The sequence below is a fragment of the Corynebacterium nuruki S6-4 genome, from assembly GCF_007970465.1.
Classification (GTDB): domain Bacteria; phylum Actinomycetota; class Actinomycetes; order Mycobacteriales; family Mycobacteriaceae; genus Corynebacterium; species Corynebacterium nuruki.
The window spans coordinates 2,898,826-2,917,665 of sequence record NZ_CP042429.1 but is presented as its reverse complement, the minus strand read 5'-3'; the positions used below and the strand labels follow the sequence as shown (position 1 = coordinate 2,917,665).

At 70.3% G+C, this 18,840-nt stretch carries 15 protein-coding genes and 2 tRNA genes; 4 read left to right on the top strand and 13 right to left on the bottom strand.

All coding sequences use genetic code 11. The annotated features are described in order from the left end of the window. Nucleotides 1-16: 16 nt before the first annotated feature. From FSW06_RS14875 to fdhD, 3 genes are all read left to right on the top strand, one after another. Entirely contained in the window at nucleotides 17-355 is a 339-nt protein-coding gene (locus tag FSW06_RS14875) for a DUF6457 domain-containing protein (RefSeq protein WP_083827026.1), read from the top strand. A 109-nt stretch (nucleotides 356-464) separates the two neighbouring features. Continuing rightward, nucleotides 465-2,786, top strand: coding sequence for an FdhF/YdeP family oxidoreductase (locus FSW06_RS13180; RefSeq protein ID WP_029449268.1), 2,322 nt, complete (start codon nucleotides 465-467; stop codon nucleotides 2,784-2,786). Between the two features lie 2 nt (nucleotides 2,787-2,788). Continuing rightward, a complete protein-coding gene (gene fdhD, locus FSW06_RS13175; protein ID WP_010119860.1) occupies nucleotides 2,789-3,790 on the top strand; it encodes a formate dehydrogenase accessory sulfurtransferase FdhD in 1,002 nt (333 codons plus the stop codon). A 292-nt stretch (nucleotides 3,791-4,082) separates the two neighbouring features. On the opposite strand, the gene FSW06_RS13170 is transcribed toward fdhD, so the two are convergent. From FSW06_RS13170 to pabB, 4 genes are all read right to left on the bottom strand, one after another. Beyond that, a tRNA-Asp gene (locus FSW06_RS13170) sits at nucleotides 4,083-4,159 on the bottom strand. A 37-nt stretch (nucleotides 4,160-4,196) separates the two neighbouring features. After that, a tRNA-Glu gene (locus FSW06_RS13165) sits at nucleotides 4,197-4,269 on the bottom strand. Nucleotides 4,270-4,360: 91 nt separating this feature from the next. Next, nucleotides 4,361-5,095, bottom strand: a complete 735-nt coding sequence (locus tag FSW06_RS13160) for a YggS family pyridoxal phosphate-dependent enzyme (protein ID WP_010119861.1) — start codon at nucleotides 5,093-5,095, stop codon at nucleotides 4,361-4,363. Nucleotides 5,096-5,105: 10 nt separating this feature from the next. After that, nucleotides 5,106-7,208: an aminodeoxychorismate synthase component I gene (pabB, locus tag FSW06_RS13155; protein ID WP_010119862.1), complete on the bottom strand. Its 2,103-nt coding sequence runs from the start codon at nucleotides 7,206-7,208 to the stop codon at nucleotides 5,106-5,108. Between the two features lie 48 nt (nucleotides 7,209-7,256). Between pabB and FSW06_RS13150 the strand changes: the two genes are divergently transcribed. Next, the gene (locus FSW06_RS13150; protein ID WP_010119863.1) at nucleotides 7,257-8,183 is read left to right on the top strand and encodes an alpha/beta fold hydrolase; all 927 of its coding nucleotides are present in this window, start codon (nucleotides 7,257-7,259) and stop codon (nucleotides 8,181-8,183) included. A gap of 35 nt (nucleotides 8,184-8,218) precedes the next feature. Here the strand turns inward: FSW06_RS13150 and ppsA are convergent, their stop codons facing one another. The 9 genes from ppsA to FSW06_RS13105 all read right to left on the bottom strand — a co-directional run bounded on the left by ppsA (nucleotide 8,219) and on the right by FSW06_RS13105 (nucleotide 18,804). Then, nucleotides 8,219-10,585, bottom strand: a complete 2,367-nt coding sequence (ppsA, locus tag FSW06_RS13145; protein ID WP_050801959.1) for a phosphoenolpyruvate synthase — start codon at nucleotides 10,583-10,585, stop codon at nucleotides 8,219-8,221. Nucleotides 10,586-10,646: 61 nt separating this feature from the next. Continuing rightward, entirely contained in the window at nucleotides 10,647-11,474 is an 828-nt protein-coding gene (locus FSW06_RS13140; RefSeq protein WP_010119865.1) for a pyruvate, water dikinase regulatory protein, read from the bottom strand. A gap of 115 nt (nucleotides 11,475-11,589) precedes the next feature. Next, nucleotides 11,590-12,144 carry a 30S ribosomal protein S9 gene (gene rpsI / locus FSW06_RS13135; RefSeq protein WP_010119866.1) on the bottom strand — a complete coding sequence of 185 codons (555 nt, stop codon included), beginning with the start codon at nucleotides 12,142-12,144 and terminating at the stop codon, nucleotides 11,590-11,592. Continuing rightward, nucleotides 12,141-12,584, bottom strand: coding sequence for a 50S ribosomal protein L13 (rplM, locus tag FSW06_RS13130; RefSeq protein ID WP_010119867.1), 444 nt, complete (start codon nucleotides 12,582-12,584; stop codon nucleotides 12,141-12,143). The genes rpsI and rplM overlap by 4 nt, the downstream gene beginning before the upstream one ends. A gap of 234 nt (nucleotides 12,585-12,818) precedes the next feature. Beyond that, entirely contained in the window at nucleotides 12,819-13,100 is a 282-nt protein-coding gene (locus FSW06_RS13125) for a WXG100 family type VII secretion target (protein ID WP_010119869.1), read from the bottom strand. Nucleotides 13,101-13,115: 15 nt separating this feature from the next. Then, nucleotides 13,116-13,400 carry a WXG100 family type VII secretion target gene (locus FSW06_RS13120; protein ID WP_029449274.1) on the bottom strand — a complete coding sequence of 95 codons (285 nt, stop codon included), beginning with the start codon at nucleotides 13,398-13,400 and terminating at the stop codon, nucleotides 13,116-13,118. Between the two features lie 172 nt (nucleotides 13,401-13,572). Beyond that, nucleotides 13,573-14,313, bottom strand: a complete 741-nt coding sequence (locus tag FSW06_RS13115) for a FadR/GntR family transcriptional regulator (RefSeq protein ID WP_010119873.1) — start codon at nucleotides 14,311-14,313, stop codon at nucleotides 13,573-13,575. 76 nt (nucleotides 14,314-14,389) lie between these two features. Further along, nucleotides 14,390-15,505, bottom strand: a complete 1,116-nt coding sequence (locus FSW06_RS13110) for a type VII secretion-associated protein (protein ID WP_238525940.1) — start codon at nucleotides 15,503-15,505, stop codon at nucleotides 14,390-14,392. Beyond that, complete coding sequence (locus tag FSW06_RS13105) at nucleotides 15,502-18,804, bottom strand: FtsK/SpoIIIE domain-containing protein (protein ID WP_010119877.1); 3,303 nt, start codon at nucleotides 18,802-18,804, stop codon at nucleotides 15,502-15,504. The genes FSW06_RS13110 and FSW06_RS13105 overlap by 4 nt, the downstream gene beginning before the upstream one ends. Nucleotides 18,805-18,840 lie beyond the last annotated feature (36 nt).

Genomic DNA, 18,840 nt, shown 5'->3' with positions numbered 1-18,840 from the left:
GACCTAGGCTGGGGTCATGAGCGACAAGAAGCACAGGAAAGACAGTCCCGAAGAGATGCAGTCCGCGCACGCCTGGCTGGAACAGGTGGCCGAGGAACTGGGACTTCCGCAGGACGCCGCCCGCGCCCAGGTCAAGGGCGTCCTCGACCTCACCAGCGCGGTGGCGCACCACCGCTCCCGGCCGGCCGCGCCGGTCACCGCGTTCCTCGTGGGACTCGCGGCGGGCCGGGCGGCGGCGGCCGGCGGCAGTGCAACCGACGGCCCGGCCGACAGCGCGGCACTCTCGGATGCCGCGGCGCAGCGGCTCGAGCAGATCAGGACCCTCGCACTGGACGGTATTACCGAACAGGGCTGAGGCGCCACCGTATGACCAGCGTCACAGCCTGCAGGTTTACTGAATCGTTATGGATGACGCATCAGTCACCGGTGCAACACAGTCCGGTGGCGGGGCTAATGTCGGGGACATGACTAGCCTGCAAGATGCCCCCCGACAGGTGAACCCGGTCGCGAACCGCTTCGACCACCCGCGCGTCAGCGAGAACGAGAAGGTCGCCACCGGTATCCCCGCCGTCCTCCACGCCATGCAGTACGCCCTGCCCAACAATGCAGGCCCGTCGCTGCTCACCATCAACAAGCACAAGGGCTTCGACTGCCCCGGCTGCGCCTGGCCCGAGCCGGACCAGGCGGACCTCAACATCGTCGAGTTCTGCGAGAACGGTGCCAAGGCCGTCGCCGAGGAGACGACCTCGGCGAAGGCCGGCCCGGATTTCTGGGCGAAGTACACCGTCGAGGAACTCCGTGAGAAGACCGACCACTGGCTCGGCAGGCAGGGCCGTATCACCCATCCGCTGGTCTACGACCGGGCGAGCGGTGACGGCCACTACCGGCCGATCAGCTGGGATGACGCGATCGCGATGATCGCCGACGAGCTCAAGAGCATCGACCCCGACGAGGCCGTGTTCTACACCTCCGGCAAGGCCACCAACGAGCCCGCCTACATCATCCAGCTGCTGGCCCGCCGGCTCGGCACCAACAACCTGCCGGACTGCTCCAACATGTGCCACGAGTCCACCGGCTCGGGCCTGTCCGCCACCCTCGGCCTCGGCAAGGGTTCGGTGACGATCGACGACTTCCACACCACCGACCTGCTGATCTCGGTCGGCCAGAACCCGGGCACCAACCACCCGCGCGCCCTCACCGCCTACTCCCGGTGCAAGGAGAACGGTGGGCGGATCATCGCGGTCAACCCGATGCCCGAGGCCGGCCTCCTTGCCTTCCGCGAGCCGCAGGCACCGAAGACCTACGTCGGCGTCAAGCAGAAGCTCGCCGACGACTACCTGCAGGTCCGTCTCGACGGCGACCGCGCCCTGTTCCTCGCCATCAACAAGGAACTGGTCAAGCGCGACAAGGCCATCGACCACTGGTTCCTCGAGACCTACACCACCGGCTTCGAGGACCTGAAGAAGCACCTGCTCAGCCTCGACGACGATGAGCTCGCCACCGCCCACGGCATCCCGCGCAAGCAGGTCCTGGCCACCGTCGACGCGATCGAGAAGGCCTCCTCCACCGTCATCACCTGGACCCTCGGCGTCACCCAGCACAAGAACTCGGTCGCCACGATCCAGGAGATGGTCAACACGCTGCTGCTGACCGGACGCATCGGCAAGCCCGGCTGCGGCACCGCCCCGCTGCGCGGCCACTCCAACGTCCAGGGCGACCGCACCATGGGTGTCTGGGAGAAGTCCCCGGAGAGCTTCCTCGCGGCGATCGAGGACGAGTTCAAGTTCCCTGTCCCCCGCGAGCACGGCTACGACACGGTGAAGTCGCTGCAGGCGATGCGTGACGGCAAGGTGAAGTTCTTCCTGTCCCTCGGCGGCAACCTCGTCCGCGTCGCCTCGGACACCTCCATCCTCGAGCAGGGTGTCTCTGCCAACGAGCTGACGGTGCACCTGTCGACCAAGCCCAACGGCTCCCACGCCTGGCCCGGCGAGAAGTCCCTCATCCTGCCGGTGCGCTCCCGTACCGACCTGGACATGCAGAAGTCCGGGCGCCAGTCGCTGACGGTCGAGGATTCGGCCGGTAAGGTGCACGCCTCCACCGGCAAGCGCCGCGCGCACCGCAATGCCGACCTCAAGAGTGAGGTCGACATCCTCTGCTCCATCGGCCGCGAGACCTTCGGCGATGACTACTGGCAGCCGATGATCGACAACTACGACGTGCTGCGCGACCACATCGCCAACACGATCCCCGGCTTCGAGGACTTCAACGAGAAGATCAAGCACCCCGGTGGCTTCTACCTGCCGAACGGCCCGCGTGAGCGCCGGTTCACCACGGCCGACGGCAAGGCGCACCTCACCGTCAACGAGATCGACAAGGTCGAACTGCGCCCCGGTGAGCTCATGATGAACACGGTGCGCACCCACGACCAGTTCAACTCGACGATCTACGGCATGGACGACCGCTACCGCGGTATCAAGGGTGGCCGCCGCGTGGTCCTCGTCAACCCGGAGGACGCGAAGGAACGGGGCCTGCGTGACGGCGACATGGTCGACATCGTGTCCAACTTCTCCGACGGTGAGCGCCGTGCCCCCGACTTCCGTGTCGTGGAGTACGACCACTCCCGCGGCGGCTGCACCACCTACTTCCCCGAGGCGAATGTGGTGATTCCGCTGGATCACGCGGTGATGAAGTCGAACACCCCGGTGTTCAAGTCCACGCCGATCCACCTCGAGCCGACCGGGAAGCGCGCCGAGGACATGCCGTCCATGCCGTCCGACGAGAAGTAGCAGTGGGACGACTGACTGACAAGGCCCGGGTGACGAAAGTCCGGCTCGGGGACGGGTCTCCGGGCCACCCCGCGGTCGAAACCGACACCCGGGCGGACACGCTCGCCGTCGAGGAGCCGCTGCAGATCCGCATCGACGGGGTGGACTTCAGCACGACGATGCGCACCCCCGGCCACGACATCGAGCTCGTCCACGGGCTGCTGCACGCCGAAGGGCTGATCACCTCCCGTGACGACCTCCGCGAGGCCCGCTACTGTGCCGGGGCGGTCGGTCCGAACAACGAGAACACGTACAACACCCTCGATATCGCGCTGCGTTCCGCCGACCGGTTCAGTGTCGCCGAGGTCGGTGCGCTGTCCGGCGGCATCTCCCCCGCCGCGGCGGCCTGTGGCGTCCCGGCGTCCGCCGACTCACCGCGGCCCGCCACCGGGGCGTCCTGCCCGACCCTGCCGGTCGGCGAGATGCCCGGTCGGCAGCTGCCCATCCGCAACGTCATCACCAACTCCGCGTGCGGGGTGTGCGGTACGACGTCGATCGACGACCTGATGAAGGAGAAGCGGTACACGCTGAGCGCGGTGCACCCGACAGCGGAACTCGTGGTCTCCCTGCCCGAACAGCTGAAGGACGGTCAGAAGGCCTTCCGGAAGACCGGTGGTATCCATGCCGCCGGCGCGTTCACCGCGGACGGCCGCCCGCTGGTCATCCGGGAGGATGTGGGCCGGCACAACGCCGCCGACAAGGTCATCGGGGCACTGCTGCTGGACGACCGGCTCCCCGGTGATGTGCCGGAGTCGGATCCGGACCGCGCGACCTACCTCGTCATGAGTTCGCGGGCCTCCTTCGAACTGGTGCAGAAGGCGGTGCTGGCGGGGTTCTCCGGCCTCGTCGCCGTCTCGGCCGCCACCTCGCTGGCGGTGGACATGGCGAAGGAGTCCGGCCTGCTGCTGACCGGTTTCACCCGGTCCGACCGGTTCAACCTGTACAGCGGGGAACTGGCGTCCTGACCCCGGGCGCGCACGCGCACCGCGGGGTCGGGACCCGGATGCCCCTCCGGACACCTGCATTCCCACCGACACCGGGCACAGACGAGGGTCTGCCATGCCGACGGTTGCGCTGCTACCGGCCGGTCGGTCGTCACGAGGAGAGTCGTGTTGACCCGAGTTGACCCGGATCGGTCGATTCCGTCGGGCCGGAAACGCAGAATCGGGTCAGCTCGGGACAACTCTGACTGGGTCGGCCATTAACCCCCAGACGGCACAGAGCGGGTGCACGTCATCTCTGACGTGCACCCGCTGATGGCGACCCTGATGGGACTTGAACCCACGACCTCCGCCGTGACAGGGCGGCGCGCTAACCAACTGCGCCACAGGGCCATTGTGTAATTGTTCCGGGGGAACCGTTGTCACACAGTACTCCCAACGGGATTCGAACCCGTGTCGCCGCCGTGAAAGGGCGGAGTCCTAGGCCACTAGACGATGGGAGCCCTACCACTACCGGCTCGGCAGCCCGTTCAGAATAGACCACCGCCCTGGATTTCACCAAACCGGTTTCTGACCAGGGAAAACAGCGGGGACCTACTGCGGGTAGTGCCGGGCCCCGAACAGCGCGGTCCCGATCCGCACACAGGTCGAGCCTTCCGCGACCGCGGCGGCGAAATCCCCCGACATCCCCATCGACAGTTCGGTGAGCAGGGCGGGGTCCACCACCCCGGCAGCGGCCGCCCGGTCCCGGATCTCCCGCAGCTGCGCGAAGCACCGCCGCACCTCCGCATCATCGGTGGTGTGCGTGGCCACGGTCATGAACCCGCGCACCCGCAGCCGGTCGGCCCCGGCCGCCGCGGTGAGGATCCCGTCGACCTCGTCCGGTGCGGCGCCGGTCTTCGCCTCCTCCCCCGAGGTGTTCACCTGGATGAGGACATCCAGGGTCCGGTCCGCGGTCTCGAGCCGCCGCTGCAGCGCCGCGACCAGCCGGACCGAATCGAGGGCCTGGAACTCGGCGGCGTGTTCGGCGATGATCTTCGCCTTGTTGGTCTGCAGGTGCCCGATGGCGACCCACCGCACATCGGGCAGCTCGGGGGCCTTGGCCTGGATCTCCTGCGGCTTGTTCTCCGCCAGTTCGTGCATCCCCGCCTCGACCGCCTTCCGCAGCCGCTCGACGGGCACGGTCTTGCTCACCGGGAGGAGGCGGACGTCGGCGGGGTCGCGCCCGGCGGCGACGGCGGCGGCGTCCACCCGGGCCCGGACGGCGTCCCACCGCTCACGGAACTCGGCGACGGTGGCAGGGGCGGCGGAAGCGGAAATGTCAGTCACGGCTGCCAGCCTAGTTCGGTCCCCGTCGCAGCAGTGGCGCGGCCTTGACGACGGTCTCGTCGTATTCGGCGTCCGGATCGGACTGGGCGACAACCGCCCCTCCCACGCCGTAGCTGATCCGCCCGGTGTCCTCGACGACGAGGGTGCGGATGATGACGGACAGGTCGACGGCACCGTCGAGGGAGAAGTATCCGAGCGCCCCGCTGTACACGCCGCGCGGCCGGTCCTCCAGCGTGCCGAGGATCCGCACGGTCCGTTCCTTCGGCGCCCCGGTCATCGAACCCGGTGGGAAGGCGGACCGCACCGCGTCCACTCCGGTGCGTCCCGGGGCGAGTTGTGCGGTGACGGTGCTGACCATCTGGTGGGTGGTCGCATAGCTCTCGATCCGGAACAGGTCGGGGACCTGCACGGTACCGTCCTCGGCGACCCGGCCGAGGTCGTGGCGGACGAGGTCGACGATCATGAGGTTCTCCGCCCGGTCCTTGCCGCTGTCGGCGAGTTCGGCGCGCAGCCGGGCGTCCTCGATCTCGTCGGCGTCCCGCGGCCGGGTGCCCTTGATCGGTGAGGAGGTCATCCGGCCGTCCGCCCCGACCGAGAGGAACCGCTCCGGCGAGGTCGACAGCACGGTCGCCCCCGGCAGCCGCAGGTATGCACCGAACGGCGCCGGATTCTCCCGCCGCAGGTCCAGGTAGAGCGCGAGTGTCTCCGCCGGACCCGTCGGGGAGGACGCCGTGCTGTCCAGCATCGTCGTCAGGCACACCTCGTAGGTCTCGCCGGCACGGATCAGCGCCTGGGCGGTACGTACCTTGTCGAGGTAGGACGCCCGGTCGTGCAGTGTCGTCGTCAGCACCGGTGCGGCGGGGGCCGCGTCCGGCACGGTACCGGACCGGTCGGCGAGCTCGCGGACCCGGGCGGCGGTGGTGACCTGCCACCGGGTCCCCTCGGCGGTGGCCCACGGTCCGGTGCCGCGTTCCCGGGGGCGGTCGAGCATGAGCAGATGCGCCTGTCCCAGCTCATGGTCGATGACGACCGCCCGGTCGAGGAAGACGAAGGCAGCGTCCGGGGTGGTGCCTGTCGCCGGCCCCTCCCCCGGCAGGCACTCCGCCGTCACCCCGTAGCCCAGGTAGCCGACCCAGCCGAGGCGGAAGGCGAACGGGGGTGTCTCCGCGAGGTCCTCCGTGAGGTCCCCGCCCCGGATGTTCCAGCGGGCGAGGTCGTCGGCGAGGGCGTCGAGGACGCCGCCGGAGACGGTCGAGGTCTGCCCGCCCCGGGTCACCGTGACGGTCCCGGCCGTCTCATCGGCGGTCAGCACCGCCGCCGAGGGGCCGGCGTGCTCCCCGTCGGCCGCCCCCATGACAGTGAAGCGGGCGCGCGGGTCGTCAGCACGGTTGCCGTCGAGCCACACGGCATGTCGGGCGTCTGCGGCGATGTCGGCGAACAGGGCGGCGGCGAAGGCCCGGGTGTCCGCCACCGCGGCCAGCGGGACGACCTGGTCACGGATCTTGCGGACCCGGCCGTGGTCCCGGGTCAGCTGGGCGAAGTTCGCCAGCAGCTCCGGCCCGTAGGTGGTCTGCACCGACTCCGGGTGGAACTGCACCCCCCACAGCAGGGTGCCCGGCACACTCAACGCCATGATCTCGCCGTCGTCGGTGCGGGCCTCGACATGGACCGCGGGCGGGATATCGGTGACCGCGAGGGAGTGGTAGCGCACCACATCGAACGGGGAGGGAATGTTGTGCAGCAGTCCCCGACCGTCGTGCCGGACCTGCGAGATCCGGCCGTGGACCGGTTCCCGGGCGGGGACGACACGGGCGCCGTACAGGTGGGCTATGAGCTGGTGGCCGAGGCAGATCCCCAGCACCGGGGTGGAGCGGTCCACGGCGGCGCGGATGACGTCGGGGCCGATGCCGACGTCGGCCGGGTTCTCCGGGGTCCCCGGGCCCGGCGAGATGACGACGTTGTCGAACCGGTCCAGCAGATCGGGCCCCTGGTCGGCCCATCCCGGCCAGTCGTTGGGGACCACCACCGGGCGGACGCCGTTGACCCTGGTCAGGTCATGGACGAGGTTCCAGGTGAACGAATCGTGGTTGTCGATCAGCAGAGTCCGGATCACGCCGCTCAGCCTACCGGTAGGCCTCACTGACCATTAGGGTGGCCTTTCATGGACACTTCCGGACACACCCAGGGCACCGCTGCCTGGCTGACCACCCGTGACGGTCGTCGGCTCTTCTCCCGGTCACTGGCCGGCACTGCCTGCGACAGCACCGGCACAGCCGGCGACAGCACCAGCAGGGCCGTCACCGTGGTCTTCGAGGCCGGTGCGGCGGCCGCGCGGCACGGCTGGGCCGATGTCCAGGTCCGCACCGCGGCACAGCCCGGCGTCGGGCGGGCGGTGGTCTACGACCGTTCCGGGCTGGGGCGGTCCCCCGCGGACCCCGACGGCCGCACCCTGTCGCGGATGGCCGACGACCTCAACGATGTCCTCGACGGCCTCACAGGCCCCGACACCGACGACCGGTTCATCCTCGTGGGTCATTCGGCCGGCGGGCCGATCGTCCGGCTGGCGGCGGCCCGTCGGCCCGGGCGGATCTGCGGGGTCGTCACCGTGGACGCCACGGACGAGAGTCAGGACGAGATGACCGGCCCACTGTTCCGTCTCGGGGAGGCGGTGGTCGGCCGCACCTACCTCGCGCTCGCCCACCTGTCACTGATGAAGCACCTGTTCGCCGGTCAGCTCGCGGCCGCGCCCGCCGAGGATGTCCGCGCGGAATTCGCCGAGGAGGGCTTCCGGCCGCAGGTCTTCCGCACCCAGATCGCCCAGGCGCGGACGTTCATGCCGGAGCTCACCACCTGGCGTTCCACCCCGCCGGATCTCGGTGACATCCCGGTCACCGTCATCGCGGGCATGCTCCCTGGCGACGGGATCCCGGCGGCGGCCCGCCGGTCGGCGATCGCCGCGTACCGGGCACGGGCGGCGTCCTACCGCAACGGACGGTTCGTGGCGGCGTCCCACTCCGCCCACTACGTGCCGGTCACTGACGCCGAACTCGTCGCCGCGGAGATCGGCAGGATCGCCCGCCTGCGCTGACGCCGCTGCACGCCGCCGCACGCCGCCGGTGACGGCTACTTCGCGGTCTGCTGGCCGGCGATGCTCAGCCAGGTCCGCACCACCGTGTCCGGGGTCAGCGACATCGACTCGATGCCCTGTTCCATCAGCCATGCGGCGAGATCCGGGTGGTCGGACGGGCCCTGGCCGCAGATACCGACGTACTTGCCGCGGGCGGTGCAGGACGCGATGGCCGAGGCCAGCACCTTGAGCACCGCAGGGTTGCGCTCGTCGAAGTCGTGGGCGACGAGGTCGGAATCCCGGTCCACGCCGAGCACCAGCTGGGTCATGTCGTTGGAGCCGATGGAGAAGCCGTCGATCCGGTCGAGGAACTCGTCGGCGAGCAGGTAGTTCGACGGCACCTCGCACATCATGACGATCTGCAGGCCGTTGTCGCCCCGCTTCAGGCCGTGGGAGGCCATGAGCTCCAGCACGTCGTCGAGTTCGTCGGTGGTCCGCACGAACGGGATCATGATCTTCACGTTCGTCAGGCCCATGTCGTCGCGGACCCGGCGCAGTGCCTCACATTCCAGGGCGAAGCAGTCCCGGAACTGCTCGGAGACGTACCGGGCGGCCCCCCGGTAGCCGATCATCGGGTTCTCCTCGTTCGGCTCGTAGAGTTCGCCGGCGAGGAGGTTGGCGTACTCGTTGGACTTGAAGTCCGACAGGCGCACGATGACGGGCTTCGGGTCGAAGGCCGCGGCGATGGTGGACACGCCCTCGACGACCCGGCGGATGAAGAACTCCCGCGGGTCCGGGTAGGCGGCGGTGAGGGCGTCGATCTGCGCCTGCAGTTCGGGTTCGAGGTTGTCGCGGTTGAGCAGGGCGCGCGGGTGCACCCCGATCTGCCGGTTGATGATGAACTCCATCCGGGCGAGCCCGACCCCGTTGTTCGGCAGCTGGGAGAAGGCGAAGGCCTGGTCCGGGGTGGCGACGTTCATCATCACCTTGACCGGCAGCTCGGGCATCTCGTCGAGGCTGGTCGTCGTCTCGTCGACGTCGATGGCACCACGGTAGACCCGGCCGGTGTCCCCCTCGGCGCAGGAGACGGTGACCTCGGTGCCGTCGGTGAGCACGGTGGTGGCGTCGCCGGTGCCGACGATGGCGGGGACGCCCAGTTCGCGGGCGATGATCGCCGCGTGGCAGGTCCGGCCGCCCCGCTCGGTGACGATGGCGGAGGCCCGCTTCATCACCGGCTCCCAGTCCGGGTCGGTGATCTCGGCGACGAGGACGTCACCGGGCTTCACCTTGTCCATCTCGGTGATCGAGTGCAGGACACGCACCGGGCCGGAGCCGACCTTCCGGCCGATGGACCGGCCTTCGACGAGGACCTCCTCGTCGCCGGTCTTCTTCAGGTCGTAGTTCGTCAGCGTCTGGGAACCGCGGGTGCGCGAGACCACGGTCTCGGGGCGGGCCTGCAGGATGTACAGCTGGCCGTCGAGACCGTCGAGCCCCCACTCGATGTCCATCGGACGGCCGTAGTGCTTCTCGATCGCGAGCGCGTGGCGGGCCAGCTCGGTGACCTGGTCGTCGGTGATCGCGAACCGGATCCGGTCCTCCTCGGCGACGTCCTCCCAGCGGGTCGCGGTCTCCATGCCGGTCCCCCTGTCATAGCGCATGGCCACGGCCTTGCCGCCGAGGGTGCGGGAGACGATGGCGTCCTTCCCGCTGCGTCCGGCCTCCAGTGCGGGCTTGTAGACGTAGAACTCGTCGGGGTTCACCGCGCCCTGCACGACGGCCTCGCCGAGGCCGTAGGAGCCGGTGATGAACACGGCCCGGTCGAAGCCGGATTCGGTGTCGACGGTGAACATCACGCCGGAGGCGCCGATGTCGGACCGCACCATGCGCTGCACGCCGGCGGACAGGGCCACCTCGGCGTGGATGAAACCGTTGTGGACGCGGTAGGAGATCGCCCGGTCGTTGTACAGCGACGCGTAGACGGCCTTCACCGCGGCGAGGATGTTCTCCACCCCGCCGATGTTGAGGTAGGTCTCCTGCTGGCCGGCGAAGGAGGCGTCCGGCAGGTCCTCGGCCGTGGCCGAGGACCGGACCGCCCAGGTGACCTCGTCGGGGTGCGGGTCCTCGGCGATGAGCCGGTCGTAGGCGGCCCGGATGTCGGTCTCCAGGTCGGCGGGGAACGCCTGTTCCCGGATCCAGGTGCGGATCTGCTCACCGCGGGCGGCGAGCTCGTTGACGTCCTCGACGTCGAGGCCCTCGAGAGTGCTGTTGATCCGGTCGTCCAGGCCGTCGACGGCGAGGAACCGGCGGAAGGCGTCGGCGGTGGTGGCGAAACCACCGGGGACGCGCACGCCGGCGTCCGCCAGGTTGACGACCATCTCGCCGAGGGAGGCGTTCTTGCCGCCGACCTCGGGGACATTGTCCATGCCGATTTCGGTGAACCAGAGAATGTTTGCTGACGTCGGGTCAGTCACAGGTAGTGTCCTTTCACGTCCACAGGTGCATCCGGGTGAGGATGACGCTGGCCATCTCCTCCACGCTCATGGCATGCGAGTCGAGGAAGGGAATCCGGTAACGACGGTACAGTGCCTCGGCGTCGCGGAGTTCACGGCGGCAGGTGTCCAACCCCGCATAGGTGCTTCCGGGACGCCGCTCCGACCGCACCTCACTGAGCCGACGGGGGGTGGTTGTGAGACCGAAACACCTGGAGAGGACGGGTTTCAACCGTTCCGGCAGGAGACCGGGGGTGTCATCGTCGGTGAGGGGGTAGTTCGCCACCCGCAGCCCGTGCTGCAGGGCGAGGTACATCGCGGTGGGGGTCTTGCCGCAGCGGGACGGGGCGATGATGACCAGCTGGGCGTCCTCCAGCCGGTCGAAACTCTGGGCGTCGTCATGCTGGATCGTGTACTCGACCGCCCCCATCCGCGCCTGGTACCGCTGCAGGTCACTGATCGCGTGGTACGGCACCATGGCCGGCTCGCGGGGCTCCCCCAGCGCCGCCTCCAGCTGGTCGAGATGCGGGCCGAGCAGGTCGATGACCTCCGCGGGGGCACCCGCCACCAGCGGGGCGACCGCCGGCTGGCGGACGGTCATGAACAGGACCGGGGTGGTGCCGGACCGTTCGCCGGCGGCGGCGATGTCGGCGAGCGCGTCGGACGCCTTGTCCGGGGTGTCGATGAAGGGCAGGATCGTCCATTCGAAGGCGATCCGCGGGAAGTGGGCGAGCAGGGCACGCCCCTGGGTCTCGGCGGTGATGCCGGTGCTGTCGGAGACGACGAAGACGGGGCGGGGGGCGTCGGTGGTCGGGGTGTTCACCCCTCCGACCGTAGTGGCGTCCTGCCCCGGACGGCGAAACGCCGCCCCACCCCGTACGAGACGGAGGGGACGGCGTGACCCGGTCGGTGAGGACCGGAATACCCGTGGGCTGAGATCAGCGCTTGGAGTACTGCGGGGCGCGGCGGGCCTTGTGCAGACCGGCCTTCTTGCGCTCCACGGCGCGGGCGTCGCGGGTGAGGAACCCGGCCTTCTTCAGGGCGTCGCGCTCCTCGGGGTTGTACTTGTTGAGGGCACGCGCGATGGCGAGGCGGGTCGCACCGGCCTGGCCGGACGGGCCACCGCCCTTGAGGTTGACCTGGAAGTCGAACTGGTTCTCCCGCTCGAGCAGGACCAGCGGCGCCTTGATGAGCTGCTGGTGGAGCTTGTTCGGGAAGTAGTCCTCCAGGCTGCGGCCGTTGCAGGTGAACTGGCCGGAGCCCTGCACCATGCGGATACGGACGACAGCCTCCTTGCGGCGGCCGACGGTCTGGATCGGGCCCTCGTACAGGGTGGGGGCCTCGACGGCCTCCTCGCCCTCGTCGGTGGCGAGAGCGTCACCGATGGAGGCGACGAACTCCTCGCTCACGGCAGCGGCGGCGAGGTCATCCTCGGTCGCCACGTTGTCCTGCACGTCGGCCTCGGTGGCCTCGTAGTTCTCGTTGTCGCTCACTGGGCCACCTTCTTGATCTCGTAGGTCTCCGGCTTCTGGGAAGCGAAGGGGTGCTCGGAGCCCGCGTACACGCGGAGCTTCTTCACCGACTGACGGGAGAGGCGGTTGTGCGGCATCATGCCGGTGATCGCCTCGGCAATCACGCGCTCCGGGTGCAGCTCCAGGGAGCGGCCCAGGGAGAGGGTGGTCAGGCCGCCCGGGTACCCGGAGTGGCGGTAGCGCATCTCGCGCTCCCGCTTGTTCGAGGACACCGCGACCTTGTCGGCGTTGATGATGATGACGTTGTCGCCACAGTCGACGTTGGGGGCGTAGATCGCCTTGCCCTTGCCGCGCAGCAGGTTCGCCGCGTGGGTGGCCAGACGACCCAGGACCACGTCAGTGGCGTCGATGACGTACCACTTGCGGGTGAGGTCACCGCTCTTCGGGTGGAAAGTAGTCACGTAGACTCCTTTGTCTTCATGGAGCTGCCGGCCCGTGCGCCCCGATGTCGACCAGTCGACCAGGGGTGCCCGCGGCGGCCGGTTGGGACCCGCGGGGCAGCCGCACCGTCACCGCACAGGGGCGCGGACGGTACAGACGCAACCTGCTGTACATTACCTTCCCCCGGCCGCGGGACAAAACCTCCCCGGACCGCCGGACGGTGGCGGTACGGGGAGGAGGTGGAACAGGGGCCGTCAGGCCCAGCTGTTCGCCGCGCTGGTGTTGATGGCGCTCATCCGGGAGTTCGCGTCGTCGACGGCGCGGGCCACCGACTGCAGCACCTGGTTGAGGTCGGCTGCGGCGGCGTCCCACCGGCGCTGGGCGTCCTGGTAGGCGGTCGAGGACTCGCCCTCCCATTCCCCGACCATCGGGGCGATGTCCGCCTTGAGCTGGTCGAGCTGCCCGTTGATGGAGGCACTGGTGGCGTGGATGTCGGCGGAGGCCTGGGCGATCGCCGCGAAATTGTACTGGATCATGATCTCCGGGTCCGTTCAGCGGAAAGCCGCGATGTTGTCGTCTTCGACCTGCTGGAAGCCGCGGGCGTTGCCGCGGATGTTCTCGGCGATGCCCGTCAGCGCGGTGCGCAGTTCACGGGCCGAGTCATTCCACCGGACCATGAGCTGGGCGAAGGCCGCCTGCGCATCGCCGCGCCACGCCCCCGCCACCCCGTCGACGGTCGACTGCAGCCGCGACAGTTCACCCTGCACCTGGTCGTTGACCGTGTCCACCTTGCCCGCGGTCGCGTGCATGACGTCGGTCGTTGTCCTGAAACTCATGACGAGTCCCCCTTCTGTCTGATGTACTTGCCTGATGTGGTCGTGCCGGCCCCGGACATCCCGGAGCCTCACCAGGGATAGACGCCGCCGGCCCCCCGAAGGTTCCCCGTGCCACTGAAGCCACTGGACCCGTGCCCCACGACCCCGGTCAGCGCGTCAGCGTGTCAGCGTGTCAGCGTGTCAGCGGCAGTGTCCGGGACGCCGTCGCGATATGCGCCCTGACGACGGCCTCGGCCCGGTCGGCGTCGCCGGCCTCGATCGCGTCGAGGATCTGACCGTGCTGGTCCCGGAGGAGATCGGAGAATCCCTCCCAGTCGACGATGCCCTCGAAGCCGCGGAGGTTCGGGATCCGCAGGGACTCCCGGATCGCCTGGGTCAGGTCGGCGAACAACCGGTTACCGCCCGCCCGTGCCAGTGCGATGTGGAAGCGGGTGTCCGCATCGTTGAAGGCCGCCCGGGACGCCGTCCGGTCCGCCATCTCCACGGTGGCGTCCCGCATCTCGGCGAGCACGGTCTCCCGGTCCGGGTCACTCCGGTTCTCCGCGGCCATCCGCACACTCGCGACCTCGAGGATCACGCGGGTCTGCACGACCTCATCCAGGTCGAAATTGGACAGGGCGACGTGGAGCTTGAGGAACCGGGACAGGGCCTGCGACGGCATCGCGGCGACGAATGTCCCGGCACGTTTGCCGGACCCGACGTGGGATTCGAGGACGCCCTGTCCCTCGAGGACCCGGATCGCTTCACGGGCCGCCGCCCGGCTCACCCCCAGGTTCTCGGCGAGCTGACGCTCCGGGGGTAACAGGTCCCCCACGGTGAGGTCGCCGGACAGGATCCGGTCCTCGATCGCCTCGACCACCAGCGCGTGCGTGCTGGAACGGACCACCGGTACCCATTCACCTGCGTCGTTCATACCTCTGTTCTACCACGGGCGGTTGGTCAGACCTTATCGACCGGACACAGCCCGACACGACACAGTCCGCCCCCGTTCACCCCACCCGGGCGGTGGCCACGAACCGGTCGCAGGCGGCGAGCCGTTCGCTCGAGTACTCGCGGTACTGGCAGCCCACCGAGACCTGGTGACCGTCGACGAGCCTGACCTGCCATCGCGTGGTGGAGCCGGGGTAGCTCTCCTCGTAGTCGACCGGGCCCGGGGAGAGCACCCGCACGTCGGGGACCTCCCCGAGTTTGTCGAGCATCCGGCGGTCGAGTTCGTCCTGGCTGGTCAGTGGGGTTTCCACGGCGGCGACGAGCACCCGGACCGCCGGATCGTCGGACTCCCAGATCTCCCGCCGTTCATCGGATCCGCTGAGCCGCCATCCCGGGACGTCGACCCGGACCGGCGTCGCAGCCCGGGACGCCGGCACCGGGGCCGGGGGCGCCGCAGAGGCCGACGGCGCCGGTGGAACCGGAGGGCGCGAGGAGCTCGGGGAGGTCGAGGTCGGGACCGGCGACGGGGCTGCGGGGGTACCCGCGGCGACGGCACCCCCGCCCCCGGACCCACCTCCGCGGGCCAGCAGCGCGGCACCGAGGCCGCCGGCCACCAGCAGCACAGCCAGCACAGCCGACACAGCCGATACAGCCCCTACGGTCGGCAGCCGGCTCCCGGCGCGGCCGGTTCCCCGGTCCCCGACCGATGGTTCCGGTATCTCCGATGGACCGTCCTGCGCCCCGAGGTCGAGTCGGGCGGACTCCAGGTCCCCGGCGATCCGCAGCGCCGCATCCACATCCACCGTGCGGGCGCGCAGTCCGGCCGTCCGGAGATAGCCGGCGACGACCGGGGCGTCCGGGCCGGCGACCAGGACGTCGGAACGCGGTGAGTCCACACCCCACGGGAACGTCGTCCGGGGCACCACCGGATTCGCACTGGTCAGTTCGGGGTCCCGTGCCCGTTCCGCGAGCACTTCCTCGACGAGTTCGCGCACCGCCTCCAGACGCACCAGGGACACGTCACTGTCCCGGTAGGGCACCGGGTCCGCCGCCGTCGGCGGTTCCCCGGTCACCGAGAAGCCGCTGAGCAGATCGGTCACGGTCATCCCGCCGGCGCCGTGGACGAGCACCCCGGATTCCACCAGCCCGACCGCACCGGCCACCATCCCTGTCATAGCGTGCTCCCCTCTCCCGACACTCTGTCGGCACTGTCGGCACTGTCGGCACTGTCGGCCACCGCGACCTGGATCTCCACCGCATCGCCCTGCACCAGCAGGCCGCGTCCCGGTGGTCGTGGCCCGAGCGGTTGTCCGGCAACCGGCCCGTCCTCCCGCGGTGCGGACAGCAGCACCCATCCGGTCTGGTCCCGTACCCCCTGCAGCAGCGGGGTGAAGGCACTGCGCGTCATGGCCGCACTGCGGCGTCCGGTGACCAGGTGCAGGCCGATGTCCGCGGCGTGCGGCAGCAGCGGCACCAGCCGGTCCACCACCGCCGCAAGGTCAGCCGAATGGTCCAGGTCATCGACGACGACCACGACCTCCGGTCCCTCCCACCAGCTGCGGTCGCGCAGCATCTGCGGCGTCAGCGCCGCGGCGTCCGACGGGATACGGGCGCCGAGGACAGTCAGCCACCGCTCGATCTCCCCGGTGAATCCGGTCAGTGAGCGGTAGCCGGGGCAGCCCAGCAGGCCGCGGCGAGCATCGCACGCCAGGATCACCGGAGCGCCGGCCCCGGCCGACCCGTCCTGCCCAGCCGTGACCGCGGCGATGACGGTCCGCAGTGCCGTGGTCACCCCCGACCGGGCCTGCCCGACGACCGTGAGGTGCGGCAGACGCCGCGGGTCCCAGCTCAACGGCCCCAGCGTGGGACCGCCGACGCCCAGCAGGATTCCGGACGCCGCCCCGGTCCCCGGTACCTGCGACTCAACCAGTTCAGCCAGTGTCACCCGTTCCGGCAGCAGACGCAGCCGACGGTCGGGTTCGTCCCGGGCCACGCTGACCCGGCGGGCGTGTTCGGTGTCCTGCGGGGTAGCGGCGATGACCTGCAGATGCTTCCCGTCGGGGGACACGCCCCGGCCGGGCAGGTCCGGGAGGGTGCGTTGGGCGTCGCGGAAGTCGGCGTCCGCGGGCGTCATACGCAGTTCCACGTGTCCACCGAGCAGGTCTTTCAGGCTCGGGCGGAAGGTCCAGCGTTGGGCGGTGACCACCACGTGCACACCGCGGCCGAGGCCGCCGGCGGCCAGGGTGGCGAGCCGACGGTCCGCCTCCCCCACCGCGTCCAGACCGTCGACGACGAGGACCCGGTGGGCGGGGGCGTCCTGTTCGAGCTCGTCGAGCACCCGGTCCAGCAGGTCGGTGGTCACCACCGCGGCGACCTGCGGCAGCCGTGCCAGGTCCGCCAGCCCACCACCGGGGTCGATGACGTACACCGCGACCCCCGGGGAGCGCAGGGCGAGCCCCACGACCAGGGCCCGCACGGCGGTGGTCTTCCCGGTGCCCGGCGCGCCGACCAGCGCCCAGTGCCGGCGGCGCAGGTCGAGGGTGAACGGCCGTTGCACACCGTCGAACGGCAGGTCCTCCAGGCCGAGCGGCACCGTCAGCGGGGTGACGGAGTCCGCCGACCCCAGCAGGTCGCTGGCGGGGAGGACGGCGGGCAGCGGGGGCAGCCACACCGGATTCCGGTTCGGCCCCGCCGCCCGGTCGAGGACGATGTCGGTGGTCGTCCCCGTCGCGGCCGGCGGCCGGCCGAGCTCCCGGATGAGCCGTCGGTCCGCCGGGTGTTCGGGACCGGAGACGTAGGCGGCCTGGAATCTGGTCCGCCCGCCGTCCCCACCGGAGGCTTCGGCGAGGATCGCCGCCCCCGGCGCGGCGGGCAGTTCGTGGGCCTCGGTGGTCCCGATGAGGGCGCGGGACTCCACCGCCGAGAAGGTCCGCAGCGCGATCCGGTAGCTCAGGTGCGATTCCAGCCCGCGCAGTCGCCCCTCCTCGAGCCGTTGTGAGGCGAGCAGCAGGTGCATGCCGAGACTCCGGCCGAGGCGTCCGACGGCGGCGAAGACGTCCGCGAATTCCGGGCGGGCGTGCAGCAGCTCGGAGAATTCGTCGACGATGATGAACAGTGACGGCATGTCGCCGGGGTGCGCGGCGTTGAAGTCCGTGGCACTGGTGTGTCCGGCCGCCCGGAGCCGCTCCTGGCGGCGGTGCATCTCGCCGAGCAGCGAATCCTGCATCCGGTCGACGAGGACCGCCTCCTCCGACAGGTTCGTGATCACCGCCGAGGTGTGCGCCAGCCGTTCCATCCCGGCGAAGGCCGCCCCGCCCTTGAAGTCGACGAGGATGAAGTTCAGGTCATCGGGGCTGTGGTGGTGGGCGAAGCTGGTGACGATCGTGCGCAGAAGTTCACTCTTCCCCGATCCGGTGGCGCCGACGCACAGGCCGTGGGGGCCGATGCCGCCCTTCGCCGCCTCCCTGATGTCGAGGTACACCGGCGCCGGGTCCGTCCCGACCGGTGCACGCAGCCCGCCACCGGGCAGGTCGAGCAGCGAGGTCGCGGTCCGGTCGCTCGCCCGGGCCCGGCAGAGCATGCCGAGTTCGACGTCGCTGAGGTGGTCAGCGGTGCCGAAATCGCGCCAGCCGTCGACGGTCCAGGCGGCGAGCAGGCCGTTCTCGGCGCGCAGCAGCAGGCCACGGGCGCGGGCGAGCCCGGCGGTGGCCTCATCGGGACCGGCGACGACGGTCACCGCGTCCCCGGCGTCCCCGGCTTCCCCGGCCGCTCCGGCACTGCCGGGCAGTCCGCCGTCGACGAAGCGGACCCGCAGCGGTCCGTGATGGCTGAGCCACCGGTCGTGGGGGCCTTCGACGGTCACCGCGGCGGGATCCTGCAGCACCAGCTGCCCCTGCATCGCCCGCACGAGGCCGGACGCCCCGGCGCCGGTGACCGCCACCCACGGGAACTCCCGCAGGTCGACCGCGACCGGAGCCTCGATGGTCGCCGAGTGCAGCGCCAGGTCCCGCAGTCCCATCGCGCACACCGGTTCCAGGTCCTCCGGCGGCCCGTCGACCGGGACGACCAGGGGTTCCTCCGGGGCCTGCACGGCGGTGCCGATCCGCACCACCCCGGGTGGGGCGTCCGACCCGTCCGCCGCCAGCGTCCACAGTGCCCCCGGTGCCGGGTGGATCCGGCCGGCCGCGTCCAGCTGGTCCGCCCGGGTGCGGCGCAGACTGTCGGCCAGGGCGTCCAGATGCCGGTGGAAGCTCCGGCGGATCTCGTCGACGTCCTGTCCGCCCGACTGGAACATCATGGCCATGCTGCCCACCATCATCAGCGGGAACATGAAGGCCATCGGACTACGGCCCATCCCGGACAGCACCATGACGGCGACCATCCCGAGCACGGCGACGAGCATGACGGCGGGCATGAGCAGCCGGAGAAACGGCTGTCTGTTCTTCGGCAGCGCCGGTGGCGGCTGGGACTGCACTGGTATCCCCCTCGGATCCCCGTCGACCGCGCACCC